At 56.9% G+C, this 17233-nt stretch carries 18 protein-coding genes and 1 other RNA gene; 7 read left to right on the forward strand and 12 right to left on the reverse strand.

Annotation, left to right across the window (positions count from 1 at the left end):
• Positions 1 to 20 precede the first annotated feature (20 nt).
• The gene (locus M5C71_RS13740; protein WP_248768054.1) at positions 21 to 548 is read right to left on the reverse strand and encodes a GNAT family protein; all 528 of its coding nucleotides are present in this window, start codon (positions 546 to 548) and stop codon (positions 21 to 23) included.
• A 144-nt stretch (positions 549 to 692) separates the two neighbouring features.
• On the opposite strand from M5C71_RS13740, the gene M5C71_RS13745 reads away from it, so the two are divergent.
• Positions 693 to 1040 carry a helix-turn-helix transcriptional regulator gene (locus M5C71_RS13745; protein WP_248768055.1) on the forward strand — a complete coding sequence of 116 codons (348 nt, stop codon included), beginning with the start codon at positions 693 to 695 and terminating at the stop codon, positions 1038 to 1040.
• 32 nt (positions 1041 to 1072) lie between these two features.
• Here M5C71_RS13745 and M5C71_RS13750 read toward each other — a convergent pair whose 3' ends face one another.
• From M5C71_RS13750 to M5C71_RS13760, 3 genes are all read right to left on the reverse strand, one after another.
• Positions 1073 to 1402, reverse strand: coding sequence for a hypothetical protein (locus M5C71_RS13750; protein WP_248768056.1), 330 nt, complete (start codon positions 1400 to 1402; stop codon positions 1073 to 1075).
• A gap of 72 nt (positions 1403 to 1474) precedes the next feature.
• Positions 1475 to 2443 (reverse strand): DUF932 domain-containing protein, encoded by a 969-nt coding sequence (locus tag M5C71_RS13755; protein WP_248768067.1) that lies wholly within the window; start codon positions 2441 to 2443, stop codon positions 1475 to 1477.
• A 130-nt stretch (positions 2444 to 2573) separates the two neighbouring features.
• Positions 2574 to 2909: a hypothetical protein gene (locus tag M5C71_RS13760; RefSeq protein ID WP_248768057.1), complete on the reverse strand. Its 336-nt coding sequence runs from the start codon at positions 2907 to 2909 to the stop codon at positions 2574 to 2576.
• 101 nt (positions 2910 to 3010) lie between these two features.
• On the opposite strand from M5C71_RS13760, the gene M5C71_RS13765 reads away from it, so the two are divergent.
• The 3 genes from M5C71_RS13765 (at position 3011) to M5C71_RS13780 (ending at position 5601) form a co-directional block, all read left to right on the forward strand.
• On the forward strand, positions 3011 to 3256 hold the full coding sequence (locus M5C71_RS13765) for a helix-turn-helix transcriptional regulator (RefSeq protein WP_248768068.1): 246 nt from the start codon (positions 3011 to 3013) through the stop codon (positions 3254 to 3256).
• A 710-nt stretch (positions 3257 to 3966) separates the two neighbouring features.
• A complete protein-coding gene (locus M5C71_RS13775; protein ID WP_248768059.1) occupies positions 3967 to 4176 on the forward strand; it encodes an AlpA family phage regulatory protein in 210 nt (69 codons plus the stop codon).
• A gap of 276 nt (positions 4177 to 4452) precedes the next feature.
• A complete protein-coding gene (locus M5C71_RS13780) occupies positions 4453 to 5601 on the forward strand; it encodes an inovirus-type Gp2 protein (RefSeq protein ID WP_248768060.1) in 1149 nt (382 codons plus the stop codon).
• 27 nt (positions 5602 to 5628) lie between these two features.
• Here the strand turns inward: M5C71_RS13780 and M5C71_RS13785 are convergent, their stop codons facing one another.
• The 7 genes from M5C71_RS13785 to M5C71_RS13820 form a co-directional block, all read right to left on the reverse strand.
• On the reverse strand, positions 5629 to 6345 hold the full coding sequence (locus M5C71_RS13785; protein ID WP_248768061.1) for a hypothetical protein: 717 nt from the start codon (positions 6343 to 6345) through the stop codon (positions 5629 to 5631).
• 238 nt (positions 6346 to 6583) lie between these two features.
• Positions 6584 to 7828, reverse strand: a complete 1245-nt coding sequence (locus M5C71_RS13795; protein ID WP_248768062.1) for an integrase domain-containing protein — start codon at positions 7826 to 7828, stop codon at positions 6584 to 6586.
• A 182-nt stretch (positions 7829 to 8010) separates the two neighbouring features.
• Positions 8011 to 8402, reverse strand: a transfer-messenger RNA (tmRNA) gene (ssrA, locus tag M5C71_RS13800).
• Between the two features lie 79 nt (positions 8403 to 8481).
• The gene (locus tag M5C71_RS13805; protein WP_152737636.1) at positions 8482 to 8760 is read right to left on the reverse strand and encodes a hypothetical protein; all 279 of its coding nucleotides are present in this window, start codon (positions 8758 to 8760) and stop codon (positions 8482 to 8484) included.
• Positions 8761 to 8886: 126 nt separating this feature from the next.
• Positions 8887 to 11703 (reverse strand): FAD-binding and (Fe-S)-binding domain-containing protein, encoded by a 2817-nt coding sequence (locus M5C71_RS13810; RefSeq protein WP_248768063.1) that lies wholly within the window; start codon positions 11701 to 11703, stop codon positions 8887 to 8889.
• 80 nt (positions 11704 to 11783) lie between these two features.
• Complete coding sequence (gene lldD, locus M5C71_RS13815; protein ID WP_103494950.1) at positions 11784 to 12929, reverse strand: FMN-dependent L-lactate dehydrogenase LldD; 1146 nt, start codon at positions 12927 to 12929, stop codon at positions 11784 to 11786.
• A 70-nt stretch (positions 12930 to 12999) separates the two neighbouring features.
• Positions 13000 to 14694 (reverse strand): lactate permease LctP family transporter, encoded by a 1695-nt coding sequence (locus M5C71_RS13820; protein WP_248768064.1) that lies wholly within the window; start codon positions 14692 to 14694, stop codon positions 13000 to 13002.
• 261 nt (positions 14695 to 14955) lie between these two features.
• Between M5C71_RS13820 and M5C71_RS13825 the strand changes: the two genes are divergently transcribed.
• A complete protein-coding gene (locus tag M5C71_RS13825; RefSeq protein ID WP_103494948.1) occupies positions 14956 to 15723 on the forward strand; it encodes a GntR family transcriptional regulator in 768 nt (255 codons plus the stop codon).
• Positions 15724 to 15861: 138 nt separating this feature from the next.
• On the opposite strand, the gene smpB is transcribed toward M5C71_RS13825, so the two are convergent.
• Positions 15862 to 16344 carry an SsrA-binding protein SmpB gene (gene smpB, locus M5C71_RS13830; protein ID WP_100939616.1) on the reverse strand — a complete coding sequence of 161 codons (483 nt, stop codon included), beginning with the start codon at positions 16342 to 16344 and terminating at the stop codon, positions 15862 to 15864.
• Between the two features lie 127 nt (positions 16345 to 16471).
• Here smpB and M5C71_RS13835 point away from each other — a divergent pair, with 127 nt between their 5' ends.
• Positions 16472 to 16906 (forward strand): type II toxin-antitoxin system RatA family toxin, encoded by a 435-nt coding sequence (locus tag M5C71_RS13835; protein WP_103494947.1) that lies wholly within the window; start codon positions 16472 to 16474, stop codon positions 16904 to 16906.
• Positions 16899 to 17213: an RnfH family protein gene (locus M5C71_RS13840; protein ID WP_103494946.1), complete on the forward strand. Its 315-nt coding sequence runs from the start codon at positions 16899 to 16901 to the stop codon at positions 17211 to 17213. The genes M5C71_RS13835 and M5C71_RS13840 overlap by 8 nt, the downstream gene beginning before the upstream one ends.
• Positions 17214 to 17233 lie beyond the last annotated feature (20 nt).

Consider the following 17233-nt stretch of genomic DNA (forward strand, 5'->3'; position numbering starts at 1 on the left):
TGAAAAGTTATAAAAACTCCTTAATCCGTAAAATATTTTGGGTTCAAGCATGACACGCATACCCTATCCACGGCCTTGCCGTTTACCCAGTAGTAACCTTTCATTGTGGTCTCAATAGCCCAGCCGGCTGAGGTGTACGCTTTAATTGACGGAATATTTCCCGAGAGCATCCCTCCCTGAAGGCGTCGGATATCGAATTTTGAAAAGGCGATTTCATTAGCCAAGGCGATAGCTTTTTTAGCTACCCCTTGGCCGACAAACTTTCGATTTCCAACTAGGCAAACAAGGTCTGAGGTCTTATTTTTCAGATCCATTGGGCCTACTTTCACATTCCCGATTTTTTCTCCGTTATCGGCCTCAATCAAAAAATAAGTCCACAAACCTGATTCAACTCCTTTTTTGTAATCGTCCACGATCATCTCTTTCGTGAATACACGGCCAGACCCGGTGAAGTAATTTAGGTGTCCGTCATCATTCTTGAACCAGGACAGGTACTGATCGTCAATATCGCCGATCTCAAGTTCGCGCAATGTTACTTCTAAGCTCATACCACCCCCCAATGAAAAATTCCTTGTTTTTTGCTGTGGACATAAATAGCCGAAAAACAACCTTTAAGGTTGATTCTCAACCTGCGGAGCTCTTCATGTCAATGGGGTGATGCCCAACTATCTAGGTTGAGATAGGGAGGCACTGTGATAGAGGCTGATCAGAAGTATTTGGCAGGTATGGTGGGTCGGGCGATTGCCAAGCAGCGCCTACGCAGTGGCTTGACGCAGGAGGAAGTTGCTGAGCGCCTGGGCGTCGGCAATGAAGCGGTTTCCCGTATTGAGCGCGGCATCGTGATTCCCAACATTGAGCGGTTGCTGGAGTTCGCAGGCATCTTTGGCTGCGAGGCGGCAGAGCTGTTGACCGAGGCTAGTTCGCGCCCGGATGACCAAGCCACCCGGATCAGTCAGTTATTGACGCCTCTGAGTCATGATGATCGGCAGCTGATCCTAGGCTTGGTTGAGCGCCTGGCTGAACGCCTAGGGAAGGCATGATTGTCGGATTGCCCGGTTTTGCAGTGGCGCTTTCAGCTCTCGGCGCTCTGATCGAACCTGGCCCCGCAGCGTAAGCAGAGATAGTCGTAGTAGCCGAACTGATATTTCTGCACGTCCCTGGCAAAGGCCGTCATGGCGGTGTAACCAGAGGTCGCACTGGAAACGCTCTCGCCGATCAGGTCGAGCAGTTGCACGAGCAGGCTTTCAGGTCGTGTGTCCGGGGTGACTTCCAGTTCCTGGGTATGTACCTGGCGAACGCCGAGTAGGAAGCTATCAATGGTCCCAATCAGCATGACGGCCGCGTTAGCCGCCTCCTTGGACAGTACAGCCTTTGAATCGCAGATCAGGCAGCGTGGGGTCATGTTGAACCTCCGGTGATGAGAGAAAACCTATGGATGAGGGAGGCGTAGGCCTCCCTTTATGCGGCGGGCTTTTCAAGCCACCAGTTGCAGGGCGGTGTTGAGCGCTCGTTGTTTGATGACCGCGCCTTGGCCGAACCAGGCCGTGTCCATGCGGTACTCGTTGCTGCGGGCGCGACGCTCGTGGTCGACATACTCGGTGACGGCGTTGAGCAGGCCCCAGGCGGTGCCTTTAGCGGCTTCCAGCTCCGCCCCTCGGCCATGCCCCTCATATAGGCTCAGCACCTTGGTTAAGGCGCGCTCATTTGAGAGCCCGATCCGCTCCGTGTTACCGGTTTGCACCTCGCACAGCACGCTCCGCAGATAGTCCTTGGCTTCATGGGCTTTTACGGGGCGTGCGGCGAGTGTGCGCATGCGGTACATAAAGTCGTCCCATTGCGAAACGGTGATGCCTAACTGTTGCTTGACTGCTCGCGGATCAAAACGCGTGCTGTGCGGGACTTTGATCGCCTGGCTGGCGCCATTGATGGCAATCGTCAGGGTGTTGTTGCAGACCACCCGAATAGTGGTCGGTGTTGCCGTGGTGGCCAGCGTGCCGTCGCAGGAGGTGGCCAGCAGCAGATAGCCATTGACCACGTCATTGCCCTTGAGCGCGGCTGATTGCCCGGTCCGCGCCAGTGCCCAGAGCTTGCGCCCGCCTTTCAATACCCCGGCGGTTTCCAACTCGTAGCCCGAGCGCTCGGTCAGATCTCGGTAAAACTCCAGTACGTCACGGGGCTGGACCACCTGGTAGCGTTGTGAGACCACTGACAGCGGAGCTTTGGTATCGGAGCGAAAGAGCACCTTCTGTTCTGCAAACGAGTGAATGGTGCCGAAGTTGCCGACATTGTCGGCTTTGAAGTGAACCGGGCTTTCCTGGATCTGCCAGTTCATACCGGCTTCGCGCTGCCAGATTTCCAGCGGTTGTTTGGGAGAGAGCTGACTGCCCAGGCCATGCCAGGGAGTAGCGCCAATATAAGCCATAGTTTCAATAAGGTGCGACATTAATACCTCGCTATAAACGCGAAGCAAAATAAAAGGCCAGATTTTTAGTCTGGCCTTTTTATTTGCAAGCTGTAATTGAATGGATAAAGTTAAGTAAAGACTTTGCTGGGGAAACTGGAGGGTGCCGACCTTATAATGCGCGACCAATGCTCTGACGGCACCAGGGGGTAATATTGTTTCTCGCCCACTGGGAATACTGAGCTCCCCAGGCATTAGAGGAGGCTATGAAGTTATTAGCTACCCGAGCTCCTACTCGCATATTGATGTCGCGGTTGTTGTTTATATTGGTTGAGATGATATACAGGGGGTCGATATTCCTGTTGTTTATGTTTGCATAGGCGTTATTAATGAAGTCGAACGCATATTCACAAGATTTTTCGGTAATGGGATATTGTTTTGGGTCTGGCTGTGCTGCGTTCGCACTGAGCGAAGTTGCAAACAGCAATCCGATAATCGCTTTATTCATTTCTTTTTCCTTTGTTTCGCAGTAAAGGCTACAACTCCATATTCTGAAATGGGTCGTAAATGCCGTGGTCCTTTAAGGATCATAATCCCACCATCAGAGCCATGACAAGAGTTTCAGGTGCTTCAGATTTAGACGGTACGCTTGCCCGCTTGGGGCAAGCCGTACGTGCGCGGCGGGTTGCTCACTCAGTTTCCCAAGAGGCCTTAGCTGATCTCGCAGGTATTGATCGATCCCACATGGGCAAAATCGAACGAGGCGAAAGGAATGTGACATTCCTCAATATTGTTCGGATCGCGGTGGCTTTGAATTGCAAGCCCTCGGATTTGCTCAGCGAAGCCGGGCTATGACGGCTACCGTGCGGTGTTCTGCTCTTTACTGAACTGGAAGCCACAGTCCAAGCACTCGTTGTTATCTAAGACTTCCTCGTCAACGACTTCCCCCAGCTTGGCACCCGTAATCCCACCGGCAGCCCCTCCAAACAGCCCCCCCAATATCGCGCCAGCGAACGTCCCTATTGCCAGTCCGAACGGCCCGGCGACAGCGCCAACCAGCGCTCCAGCCTCGGCCCCACTCATGGCGCCGGTAACTCCGCCGACTGCCCCGCTGACACCTCCCACCACACCACCTACTTTTCTCCCGTAATTTCTAGTTTTCACACGCGCAGATTCGCAGCTTGGACAGTGCATGATTTTCCCCATTGGGTGATTTAGGTTGATTTCGAGAATCGCGGTCCATTGAGTTGAATGAAACCACCAGCTCTCATGGGGGTGATATGTGGCTATTTTTTTCTAGCTTGGACAATCGAGGGGACGATTGGCGCAAAGCCCCGGCCCCAATGGGTGAGGATCTAACTTTAGTGAGGTAGAGAACTAATTTTCCCAGCGTTTTTTCCGGAAAATCGGGAGCTCCCGCGCGTACGAGGGCAAAGCTTGTGGTCGTGCTTCCCGATCACCAGCTGTGCAGTAAAAAAATACACGGCAGCGCTTGCCTACGATTGGTAAGCGGAATCTCGTACCTTGGATACACACCTAACAACGCGGTCCATTGGAGAGCAAGCATGACGACTGCCACTGACAGCAGTTTGAAAATTCTACGTCTGAGCCAAGTACAGGATCGGATCGGACTGAGCCGCTCCACCATCTATGACCGTATTAATCCGAAATCACGCCGCTTCGACAGCACGTTCCCCCGGCCAGTAAAGCTGGGTGCATCGGCAATTGGCTGGTTCGAATCTGGTATCACGGAATGGCTAGAACAGCGTCGCTAAGTACCTGTGATTAATAGAGCTAAAACACTAACTATTTATGAGTCAGTAGGGGGCGAATGGTTAAATAACCATATTTGCAATGGGAAGTATTGAGTTTTTGATCTGGTTTCTAGATTTTGAATTAAGGATCTTATGTTATTAAGAGTGGCAATAGGTAGATATTGGCAATAGTAGAAGATGGTAATTGAAGGTGGTGTTGGGTAGAGCTCTATATGCTATATGCTATATGCAGTCAACAACCATAATGCTAATCCCGAGAAATCTACCGGTGGAGAATTGAAAGATAGTACATTATCTAAAGAAGAAATACTGACAGCCAACTTTGATGATTTCCTCATAAGCGCAGGAGGTTACAATAACGATCAAAGAGTGCTTGACGCACTTTATGATGTGGCGAGAATTGTTGAGGTAACTAAAAATATAGCTGGCTCTAGCCATGAGGTGTTCAAGCACCTCAGAGGGGCTGCGCGACAACCACACCAGTCTCAATCGCTAGCTGAATCTGTCATGCTCGGAGTGCACGCTGATTTTACTCAAGTCGGTGAAGTATTTTCACGGTTTAAATCGTTGGCTTTATCTATTATCGCAGGAATAAGCACGGATTTTGATCGGATTGGCAAGTTATTTCCGGCTGGCGAATTTAATCCGTATTTTAAACTTTTCAAAGATCAATTGAGATTGCTTGTTCCAGGTCTGCCTGAAGAAAACAAGTTGTTGTACCCTGTTGATGAAAGCGAGTGGGTAGAGTCAGTAGTAAAACTAAATCAGTTTGTCGATGCAGTTCGACATGGTTCCAAGCAAGAGAGTTTTATAAAAAACACGCAGCATCACGTTAGGAACTCAAACAAGAATCAGACGAGCCTCAATAAATTTATTGGTCGTTTGTTTGATCACAGATCCAGGCTTCTTGTTATCCGAGTGGACTTGGAATATGGGCGTGAGTATGGCTTGGGTAGTGGCAGCCCAATTAGCTGGGAAGAAACAGATATGCATCGCAAGGCATTCCTTAATGACCTTCGCAACGACATATGCAAAAAATCTTTCGTGGGTTATGTCTGGAAGCTTGAATATGGGCTAAAGAATTCCTTTCATTATCATTTCCTTATATTTTTAGATGCGGCGATAGTGCGCCAGGATGTCAGAATAGCGCAGAGGATTGGAGAGCACTGGAAAAACAAAGTTACTGGCGGGAAAGGACGCTACTGGAATTGTAATGCTGGTAAAAATAGCTACCGAAATTGTGGGATAGGAGTAATACCACACAACGATCCCGTACTTCGAAAGAATCTGGATAAAGCTGCGAGCTATCTAATCAAAGCTGATTACTTTATCCGATCAGCCATACCTCCCAAACGAAGGGTTTTTGGGAAAGGATCGACGCTACCTAAAGTTAAATCTAATCGCGGTCGCCCGAGAGGGAAATAAAATGGCGCCTAATCAGGGCGCCATTTCTCATTTAATTTTTGCAGTTGCAGCATTCGCTTTATAAGCTTCGATTATTTCCTGGTTTCCTCGGCTTTTAAGCCATTTATCAGCTGTCGAATAAACATCATGAATTGTGATGGTTAGCTCGGGGGCGTTCGATATGAATGCTTCCAATTCTCCATGTATCGCATCGATCGCTTGCTTCTTTGTGCGCCATCCTCCAGTAGGCTTACTATCTCTGAGCAGTTCAATCATGCGATCACGAATCGGGCGATATAATTCGCTAGTTGCTTTTCCCCCTTTTTCCCTACCTGGTTGTCCATTTGCTAAAATTCGTTGAGCTTCTTGTTCCTGATAAACTACACCGGCGGCTGATTCCGCTGTTGCTATCAGAAAGCTGGCGTGGCATAGCAGCGGCCACACCGCCGTCTCATGAACTTTATGAACCTTTTTTTTCGCATGTATGAAGGCGATGCAAGATATTTTAAATAGAGCTTGATAGCGGACTTTTATATTTTTATTAAATATAGCATCGGCATTTATATCGGCTAAGCTATCTTGAGTGATGCAACCATTCTCAATTTCCTTAGTAAGCTTGTCTAAGTACTCGTCGAGATTTTCAGGGTCATTAATGGCGAGGCCTACTTCTTGTAGCTTTTCGTATTGCCATTGGATGGTATCTGCCAATCCTCTGGGAATGTTTGGGAAAAACTTGTCATGTAGAAGCTTGTTAAGATCAGTCATTATTGGGTCAACTTCGTTAGGGGCTCAGCCCAGTCGTTCATGAGTAAGCATGTTTTATCAATGAAGTTAGTTTTCGAATAATCGCCTTCAGCCTGGTCTCGCTCGTCCTGCGCTTGCGCCATCTCACAACCCTCGTAAGGATCGTGGGGATTTACGCGCCCAGTCACGAAAGGAAGACCGGAAACCATGCCTGGAGATGCGCGCGTAATTGGTGTGATGCACAAATGTAGTTATAGCGTTACCGGACCACACTTAGGCTGTCATTGATCGCGGACATAGAAAGGCTTCCGATAGCCGCTTTCTGAATATGCTCGCTCCACCATTTCATCATTGGCCTTCGGCGCTCTATGTAATCAGCTCGGTTATAGGCGCTGCGCACCTCATCCTTGTCCACGTGAGCCAGCGCGACCTCTATTAGTTCAGGATCCCACCCGTGTTCGTTGAGGATGGTACTGGCCATCGAGCGCATGCCATGGCTAACCAGACGGCCTTCAAACCCCATGCGCTTCAGAGCCATGTTGGCTGTTTGGCTGTTGCAATGAGTACGGGGATTGCGATCAGCCGGGAAAACATGCTCGCGGTGTCCACTAAGCGGCTTTATCGCCTCGAGGAGCCCCAAAGCTTGTTCCGTGAGCGGGATGATGTGGGTTCGGCGTTTTTTCATCCGCTCTGGCGGTATCGTCCAGATTTTCTTGTTGATGTCTATATCTGCCCATCTTGCGGTCGCTGCTTCAGCGGGGCGAGTCATGGTGTGAAGCTGCCACTCAATCAAGCAGCGTGTAGTCCTTTTTATACTGGCATTGGCCACCGTCACCATCAGTTCATTAAGTTCGTCTGGCGCCAGTGCTGCCATGTTTGTCTTCTTTGGTTTCTTGAAAACAGAGCGAATTCCGCTCAGTGGATTCGAGTGAATCAAGCCGGAATTCACGCCATAAGTCATGATCTCGTTCAGACGCTGGCTCAGTCGTTTTACGGTTTCAAGACTGCCTTTGGTCTCAAGCGGCCTAAGCAATTTGATGACCGCCGGAGCAGTGATCGCTGAGATCGGGGTAGCGGCCAAGTCGGGAAAGAGGTGCAGCGTGAGCGACCGCCAGATGTCTTCAGCATAAGCAGTAGTAACCGAGTCTTTCTTAAGCTCGAACCATGCAGTTGCTACATTTTTAAAGGTATGTTCCGTAGTCGCTCTTAACGTTTGACGATCTTCGTCACGCTTCGCTTTCGGATCGAGCCCCTGCGCCACCAGCTCCCTGGCCTCTACCGTCCGTTTCCTGGCTTGGGCCAAACTCACCTCCGGAAACGTACCCAGACCCATATTGATCCGCTTTTTGGTTGCTGGGTGAATGTAGTTAAAATTCCACAGCTTTGAGCCATTGGCTCTCACTCTCATCTGAAGGCCGTCGCCGTCGGTGAGGATGTAGTCTTTTTCCTTTGGTTTCGCTGCTTTGACTTTGACATCTGAAAGCCGCGTAGCTTGGGCACCCATGAGAATCTCCGATACTGCGTGTATTCCAAAAAATAGCAGTCGTGGGCTTGGAATACCACGTGGAATACACGAATTGTAGGATGAGCTCAGATACCATCGGACCCCTTTGGACCTTAAACCCCTGTATTTACTGGATTTCAGGCACAAAAAAAGACGCCCTTGGACGTCTTTAGATGTAAAAGTGGTGGAGCCGGGGGGATTTGAACCCCCGTCCGCCAGTACTCCGCTGTCGGTACTACATGCGTAGCCGTGTCTATTAAGTTAACCCGCAGCGACCCGACGGGCAGGGTGCTTTGGGCGAGTTGTGTAAGTTTTAGCCGCTTCGTCCACAACGTACTGCACGGCGATTCTGTTCTATATGACAATCATTTTGGGTTTACAGACATCCCCTGATGATTGCTGGCACCGAAGTAGCCAGGAGGAAGGCTAGCGCCGCTTACGCAGCGAGAGCTTGTTCCCCGTAATGGTCGTCATTGGCAACTATAAGTAGTTGCAACAGTGGATTTACGAGTTCTGTTACCAACTCGGCATGCACCTAGAGTTTCGCGACCGGCGTCGAATCCTAAACGGCCCCGTGCCTGCTGTACGTAACCAGCAGGCATGCACAGTGTACGCCAATCTGGCTCGCAAGGCCATCCCGATGCGGGCCAGGTTTACGGGGCGCTTTTCGGGCTGCTCTGGATTTCCTGGAGCGTCCGGTCGGCGATGGCGATGCACTCCCTGGCACCGTCAAGGGTGTTTTTATCCCCGGCGGCCCTGGCTTGCTGGATATTGGTGTCGAAGTTGGCCTGCTGATTGGGGGCCAACTGGGTCCTGGCAGTGTCGAGCGCCTGCAGTTTGATCGCGCAAAGATCCTTCTCTGCCGAGGCAAACGCAGGCGCGGCCAGGACGCAAGCGCTGACGAACAGACCCAGCAGCACCGAACGATTCATGCATGACTCCTTGAACTGAGTAGCCCGACGTCATCGGCCATCAGCACAGACTGTCGAGTAGGGGAGGAAGTCCCGCTTTCGCGAGACTTGCTCTATAGACTGCCGCCGGCAGCCAAGGTTCTGTTTCTATCCGTGCGCCGACCTGGCCCGGGTCACCCGATCCACCAGGTACACCAGCCCGTGGTAGTCGATCCCGCCATGCTGGCTCAAGCCGATCTCGCAGGTGCGACTGGTGGAGATGCCTTCTTCGCAATACTGCACGGCGTCCTTCAAGGTCCGCAGCGAGTGGGCATTGAGCTCCGGGGCGGTGAAACCCTTGTCGCCGGCAAAACCACAGCAGTGAATGCCTTCCGGAATCACCACGTTATGGCTGCAACGCCGCGCCAGGTCGATCAGTGCCTGGCTCTCGCCCAGGTGCTGGGTGCTGCAGGTCACGTGCACCGCAATCGGCGCGTCCTGCGGGGTGAACTCCAGCCGTTCCACTAAATGCGTGCGGATGAAGCGCACTGGATCGTAGAGATCGAGGCGGGTATCGCCCAGGTCCTGCACCAGACGCAAGGTGCACGGGCTGGTGTCGCAATAGATCGGATCGAGGCCGCCACGGCTTGCGTGCAGCAGCGCGCCGATCAGTTCCTGGCGCTTGTGCTCGGCCTGTTCGACGTAGCCCTTGGAAGCAAACGGCTGGCCGCAGCAGAGCTGGTCGGTGTTGTCCGGGAACACCACCTGGTAACCGGCTTTTTCCAGCAGGCCGCGAGTCTTGTCCAGCAGTGACATCTGCTCCTTGTCACCCGCCGCCGGGCCCATCACCCGCGAGACGCAGGCGGCCAGATAGACCACCCGTGGTCGCTCGTCGCTGACCGCCGGACTGAAGCGCACCGCCCGCTCCGGCTGCGGCATGGCGCTGGTCCATTGCGGTACACGTCCCTTGGACAGGCGCGTCAGGCTCGACGACAGCTTCGCCAGGCGCGGTGCCCCGAGCAGCATGCGTGCGCCGTTGGCGACATGCAGGGTAAAGCGCGCCCCTTGCAAGACCGTGGCGAAATGGGTGCCGAGCCAGTCGGCGGCTTTTCCGTGTGTGGCGTGCTCGCCCCGCAGCTTCTTCACCAGCTCACCGGTGTTGATGCCGACCGGGCAACGTTGCGCACAGAGCCCGGTCGCGGCGCAGGTGTCGATGCCCTGGTACTGATAGGCCGCCTCCAGTTCCGTGGTGTCCACCCCGGCGCGTTTTTTCGCCTGGATATCCCGCCAGATCACGATCCGCTGGCGCGGGCTCAAGGTCAGTCCCTTCGACGGGCAGACTGGTTCGCAGAAACCGCACTCGATGCACTTGTCGACGATCTCATCGGCGGCAGGCAACGGCTTGAGGTGCTTGAGGTGAATCTGCGGGTCGTCGCTGAGCACCACGTCCGGGTTGAGAATGCCCTGGGGATCGAGCAGGCGCTTGATGGCCCACATCAACTGGTAGGCGTCGCGGCCCCATTCCAGTTCGACAAAGGGCGCCATATTGCGTCCGGTGCCGTGCTCGGCCTTGAGCGAGCCGCCGAATTCGACGGCAACAAGGTGCGCGACGTCGTCCATAAATGCCTGGTAGCGGGACACCTCGGCGGCGCTGTTGAAGCCCTGGGTAAAGACGAAGTGCAGGTTGCCTTCCAGGGCATGGCCGAACAGGATCGCCTCGTCGTAGTGGTGCTTGTCGAACAGCGCGATCAGGCGGTTGACGCCGATGGCCAGTTGTTCGACTGGGAAGGTCACGTCTTCGATGATCACCGTGGTACCGGTCTTGCGCACGGCGCCGACGGCGGGGAAGGTGTCCTTGCGTATCGCCCAGAGCCGGGCGTTTTCGGTCGGGTCTTCGGTGAAGTCGACCTGTTTTTCCACCGGGAACGACGCCAGCGACGTCATGATCTGCCGCAGTTGTTCCTGCAACAGCGACGAGGACGCGGCACGGGATTCGATCAGCAGGGCGCAGGCGCCGTCGGACAGTTCGCGCACGAACGCCGGCATGCCCGGTTTGTCCTGTACCGAACGCATGCTGCGGCGATCGAGCAGTTCCACGGCGGACACCGGCTGGCTTTTCAGCACGGTGACGGCGGTGCAGCAGGTCTCCACATCGGGGAAGACGATCAGCGCCGAGGCCTTGTTCGGATGGTCGATCACCGTGTCGTAGGTCACCGCGCTGATAAACCCGAGGGTGCCTTCGGAGCCCACCAGCAGGTGGCTGAGAATCTCCAGCGGCTCGTCGAAATCCACCAGGGCGTTGAGGGACAGGCCGGTGGTGTTTTTCAGGCGGTACTTGTGCCGGATCTTGGCGGCCAGTTCGCTGTTGGCGCGAGTTTCCCGGGCCAGTACCGAAAGCTGATGGAGCAGCGGGCCATGGCTCTGGCGAAAGGCCGCGACGCTGGTCGCATCCTCGGTGTCCAGGCGACTGCCGTCGGCCAGGATCAGGCGCATCCCGGCCAGGGTGTGATAGGTGTTCTGCGCCGTGCCGCAGCACATGCCGCTGGCGTTGTTGGCGACGATGCCGCCGATCTTGCAGGCGTTGATCGAGGCCGGGTCCGGGCCGATCTTGCGCCCGAACGGTGCCAGCCAGGCATTGGCCTGGGCGCCGATAACGCCGGGTTGCAGGCGGATCTGTGTACCTTGATCGCGAATCTCCCGACCGTTCCAGTGGTCGCCGAGCACGATCAGCACCGAGTCGCTGATGGCCTGGCCGGACAGGCTGGTGCCGGCGGCACGGAAGGTCACCGGAACCTGGTCGCGGCTCGCCAGTTTGAGCAGGGCCACCACTTCATCTTCGGACTCGACGCGGATCACCAGTTTGGGGATCAGTCGATAGAAGCTGGCATCGGTGCCGAAGGCCAGGGTCGAGAGCGGGTCGTCGAAACGGCGCTCACGGGGGATCAGGCGTTCGACCGCGTGGAGGAACGGGTGGGGCAGGCTCATGCAAACTCCTCACGGGGTCGCGGCGTCTGGTGCGCGACGTGCCCCGTTCAATCAGGCGGTGATTCGTTTGGGCGCGATGTTCAGGCGCCCAGTTCACGAACCAGCGAATCACGGTTGATCTCGCTGATGGACTTGGCGCCGGTGAGCACCATGGCCACGCGCATTTCCTTCTCAAACAGGTCCAGCAGATTCTTCACGCCCGCTTCGCCGGCGACGGCGAGTGCGTAGAGGAATGCGCGGCCGATCAGTACGGTGTCCGCGCCCAGGGCGATCATGCGCACCACGTCCAGACCGCTGCGGATGCCGGAGTCGGCGAGGATCTTCAGGTCGCCTTTCACCGCATCGGCGATGGCCGGCAGGGCGCGGGCGCTGGACAACACGCCGTCGAGCTGGCGACCGCCATGGTTGGAGACCACGATGCCGTCGGCACCGAACTTCACTGCGTCCCTGGCATCCTGCGGATCGAGTATGCCCTTGATGACCATCGGCCCTTCCCAGAACTCGCGGATCCACTCCAGGTCCTTCCAGGAAATCGACGGGTCGAAGTTGTTGCCCAGCCAGCCGATGTAGTCGCCCAGGCCGGTCGGGTTGCCGCGATACTTGGAGATATTGCCCAAGTCGTGGGGCTTGCCCATCAGGCCCACGTCCCAGGCCCACTGCGGGTGAGTCATGGCTTGCCAGACCCGCCGCAGCGGCGCGTTCGGGCCGCTCATCCCGGAGTGCGCATCACGGTAGCGGGCGCCGGGCACCGGCATGTCCACGGTAAAGACCAGGGTGGTGACACCCGCTGCCTTGGCGCGCTCCAGGGCATTGCGCATAAAACCGCGGTCCTTGAGTACGTACAGCTGGAACCACATGGGGCGGCTGATGGCCGGGGCCACTTCCTCGATCGGACAGACCGACACGGTCGACATCGTAAAGGGAATGCCCTTGGCCGCCGCCGCGCGGGCCGCCTGAACCTCGCCGCGACGGGCATACATGCCGGTCAGGCCGACGGGCGCCAGGGCCACCGGCATGCTCAGGGTTTCATTGAACAGCCGGGTTTCCAGACTCAGCTCGGACATGTTCTTCAGCACGCGCTGACGCAGGGCGATGTTCGCCAGGTCCTCGACGTTATGACGCAGGGTGTGTTCGGCGTAGGCGCCGCCGTCGGCATAGTGGAACAGGAACGGCGGCAGCTTGCGTTGGGCCGCTGCGCGGTAATCGGTAGAGGCGGAAATAATCATGGGGGCTCGCAGCCTTGGTTGAAAGGGAACGGTTGCCGGGGGCTTCGACAGGCCCCCGGCCCTTGTCACTTTAGTGCACCAGCATGCCAGTGAAGATATAGGCCTGGGCCAGGGTGATCAGCCCGACAATGGTGGCGAAGAACAGGCTGTGCTTGAGGGTGAAGCGGAACAGATCCGACTCCTTGCCCACCAGGCCGGTGGCGGCGCAGGCCACGGCGATCGATTGCGGGGAGATCATCTTGCCGGTTACACCGCCGCTGGTATTGGCCGCCACCAGCAGGGTGTCGCTGACGCCGATCTGGTGTCCGGTGGTGGCCTGCAGGGAGCTGAACAGGGCGTTGGACGAGGTATCGGAACCGGTGAGGAACACCCCCAGCCAGCCGAGGAACGGCGAGAAGAACGGGAACGCGGCGCCGGTCGCGGCCAGGACCAGGGCCATGGTCGAGGACATGCCCGAGTAGTTGGTGACGAACGCGAAGGCCAGCACCATGCCGATGGACAGGATCGGCCAGCGCAGCTCGTACAGGGTTTCTTTAAAAGTGGTCAGACCAGTTTTGATATCGATTTTCAGGATCAGCATCGACACCAGGGCGGAGAAGAAAATCGCCGTGCCGGTGGCCGCGATCGGGTCGAGCTTGAAGATCGCTGCAATCGGGGTGGGCGCCGCGACGATCGGCGCGGTCTTGATCACCAGTTGGTCGAGGTGCGGGATGGCGAAGCTGAACACCGTGCCGTACATCGCGCCGCCAGTGGCGAACAGCGCCTTGAACGACTTCAGGGTCCAGATCGTCACCAGTACGGTGAGGATCAGGAACGGCGACCAGGCCTTGAAGATCTGGCCCAGGCTGTAGGGCGAGGCGAGGCTACTGCGCGGCTGGCCGAAACCGCCGGCGCTGGCGGTGCTCAACACGCCCGCGGCGGCACCGGCGATCTGCGCGCCGGCGCTGCGCTTGGGTTGCCAGATTTTCAGGAACAAGGTCAGGGAAACCAGGCTGACCAGCGCCGAGGTGATGTCCGGCAGTTCCGGGCCGATGAAGTTCGAGGTGAAGAACTGGGTCACGGCAAAGCTCAGGCCGGCCACCAGGGCCGCCGGCCAGGTTTCCCGCACGCCGCGCAGGCCGTCCATCATGAACACCAGCCAGAACGGCACGAACAACGACAGCAGCGGCAGTTGGCGACCGGCCATGGCGCCGATCTTGAACGCGTCGATGCCAGTGACCTGGCCTGCAACGATGATCGGGATACCGAGGGCGCCGAAGGCCACCGGTGCGGTGTTGGCGATCAGGCACAGGCCGGCGGCATAGAGCGGGTTGAAGCCCAGGCCGACCAGCAGGGCGGCGGTGATCGCCACCGGGGCGCCGAAGCCGGCGGCACCTTCCAGGAAGGCGCCGAAGCAGAAGCCGATCAGCAGCACTTGCAGGCGCTGGTCATCGGTAATCGACAACACCGAACTGCGGATGATTTCGAACTGGCCGCTCTTGACCGTCAATTTGTAGAGGAACACCGCCGCCACGATGATCCAGGCAATGGGCCACAGGCCGTAGGCAAATCCGTAGCCGGCGGCGGCGAGCGCCATGTCGACCGGCATCTTGAAGGCGAAGATCGCCACCAGGATCGACAGCGCGAGGGTAATGCTGCCCGCGACATGACCCTTGAGGCGAAACACCGCCAGGGCCAGGAAGAAGAACACGATGGGAATCACGGCCGCGAGAGCGGACAGGCCGAGGCTGCCGAGAGGGCTGTAGAGCTGTTGCCAGGTTTGCATAGTGGGGTGGCCCCTAATTGTTGTTGGTCAGGCACTGATGGGGATTTGGATAATTGGTAATACCAATTTACAATCGCCGGACGCTAGGTTAAAAGCCTTGTTAGGGATGTGTCAATTTGCCGCCCTGAAACTTTCGTCTGATAGGTGGTCGGCGAGAGGGCTGAGCAGGTGATTTATGTCGTGTCTGGCAGGTGCCGGTCGTGCCTCGATAGGCCAGAATAGGCAGTCCCGGCAAGGGTTCGGGATCGTGAGGAGTGAGTGATGGGGTTTGATCAGGTTCGTCAGCGCCGTTTGTCTGACGATATTGTCCAGCGGCTGGAGGAGATGATCCTCGAGGGCACGCTCAAGGCCGGTGAGCGGCTGCCGGCCGAGCGTGCGCTGGCCGAGCAGTTCGGTGTCTCACGGCCGTCGCTGCGCGAGGCGATCCAGAAACTGGTGGCCAAGGGGCTGCTGGTCAGCCGCCAGGGCGGTGGCAATTACGTGGTGGAGTCGCTGGGTTCGACCTTCAGCGATCCGTTGCTGCACCTGCTGGAAAGCAATCCGGAGGCCCAGCGTGACCTGCTGGAGTTTCGTCATACCCTGGAGGCGTCTTGTGCGTATTACGCGGCATTGCGGGCGACCGAGGCGGATCGGGAGCGCCTGCGGGTGGCCTTTGAGCATCTGCAGAGTTGCTATGGGCGTGCGGATGAGGTGAGCCGGGCGGAGGAGGGCGCGGCGGACGCGAGCTTTCACCTGGCGATTGCCGAGGCGAGTCATAACGCGGTGTTGCTGCATACCATTCGCGGCTTGTTCGATCTGCTCAAGCGCAATGTGGTGACCAACATTGGCGGCATGTACAAGCAGCGCAGCGAAACCCGGGACATGCTGATCAACCAGCACCGCGAGCTGTACCTGGCGATTATCGAGGGGCGTGCCGAAGACGCGCGAGCGGTGTCCAGCCGGCATATTCTGTATGTACAGGAGGTGCTGGAGGAAGTGCGCCAGGAAGTGCAGCGGGTGGCGCGAGCGGAGCGGCGCAAGGGGTTGTAGGCGATTGCCAGGCGTGAATCGCAAAACCTGTAGGAGCCGGCTTGCTGGCGATGAGGCCCTCAAGCCTTGCCGCGTCCACGGGGACGCCATCGCCAGCAAGCCGGCTCCTACAGTGACCGCGGCGGTCGTGCCTCGGGTTCAGTCTTCCTTGCCCTTGTTGCGCACGGCGCGCTGCAAGTCCCGGTTGGCATCGCGCTCGCGCTCGGTATCGCGCTTGTCGTATTCCTTCTTGCCCTTGCCCAGGGCGATCTCGCACTTGACCAGGTGCTTGCTCCAATACAGCGACAGGCAGACACAGGCATGGCCTTTCTGCTGCACGGCCGCATGGATCTTTTCCAGCTCGCGCTGGTTGAGCAGCAGCTTGCGCGTGCGCGTCGGGTCGGCAATGACGTGGGTGCTGGCGGTCGTCAACGGCGTGAAGTGGCTGCCGAACAGCCAGGCCTCACCGTTCTTGAGCAGCACATAACTGTCGACCAGTTGTGCCTTGCCTGCACGCAGACTCTTTACTTCCCAGCCGGCCAGGACCAGACCAGCCTCGAACCGTTGTTCGACGAAGTAATCGTGGCGCGCCTTTTTATTTTGCGCGATGGTCCCTGTGGGGTGCTTCTTCTGTTTAGCCATAGGGGCGGCATTATAGGGAGTTGCGCGTCACTCGGCTACGGTGAAGCTGCGTGCTTGAGCGCGTAGGATGAATCCCGGACAATGCGCGCACTTTTGTTTGCCGCCCAGCTGTGGAATCAACGCTGACATGACGACCCATATTCAACGTTCGGCCTTGCTGCCTTACCCGGCACAGGCGCTTTATGACCTGGTGAACGACGTGGCGCGGTACCCGGAGTTCCTGCCGTGGTGCTCGACGGCCCAGGTGCTGGAAAGCTCGGAGGTGCACATGCGCGCCACGCTGGGGGTAGCCAAGGCGGGCTTGAGCCAGCATTTCGTCACCCGCAATACGCTGCTGCCGGGGCACTCGATTGAAATGAACCTGGAAGAAGGGCCGTTCACTCAGTTGCACGGTGTCTGGGTGTTCAAGCCCCTGGGGGAGAAAGCCTGCAAGATCAGCCTGGACATGACCTTCGATTACGCCGGGCCCCTCGTGCGGGCAACCCTGGGGCCGCTGTTCAATCAGGCGGCCAATACCCTGGTGGATGCCTTCTGTCAGCGGGCCAAGCAACTCCATGGTTGAGCCCATGATCGCGATAGAGGTGGTTTACGCCGATATCGGGCGTCAGTGCCTGCAGGCGGTTTCAGTGCCGGCGGGAACGACGTTGCGGGCGGCGGTGCGCCTGTCGGGGATCGCCGAGCAGTTTCCCGGGCTGGATATAGCAAGCTGTCCGCTGGGGATTTTCGGCAAGGCGATCGCCGATGCCGATAGCCGCACGGTGGAGGAGGGCGATCGCATCGAAATCTATCGTCCCTTGCTGGCCGATCCCAAGGAAGTCCGGCGCCTGCGTGCGGAAAAAGCGGCCAAGGCCAAGGCGCAAAACCTGTAGCCAAAAAAAAGCCCGGACAT

This window comes from Pseudomonas sp. MWU12-2345 (assembly GCF_023242385.1).
GTDB classification, from domain to species: domain Bacteria; phylum Pseudomonadota; class Gammaproteobacteria; order Pseudomonadales; family Pseudomonadaceae; genus Aquipseudomonas; species Aquipseudomonas gingeri_D.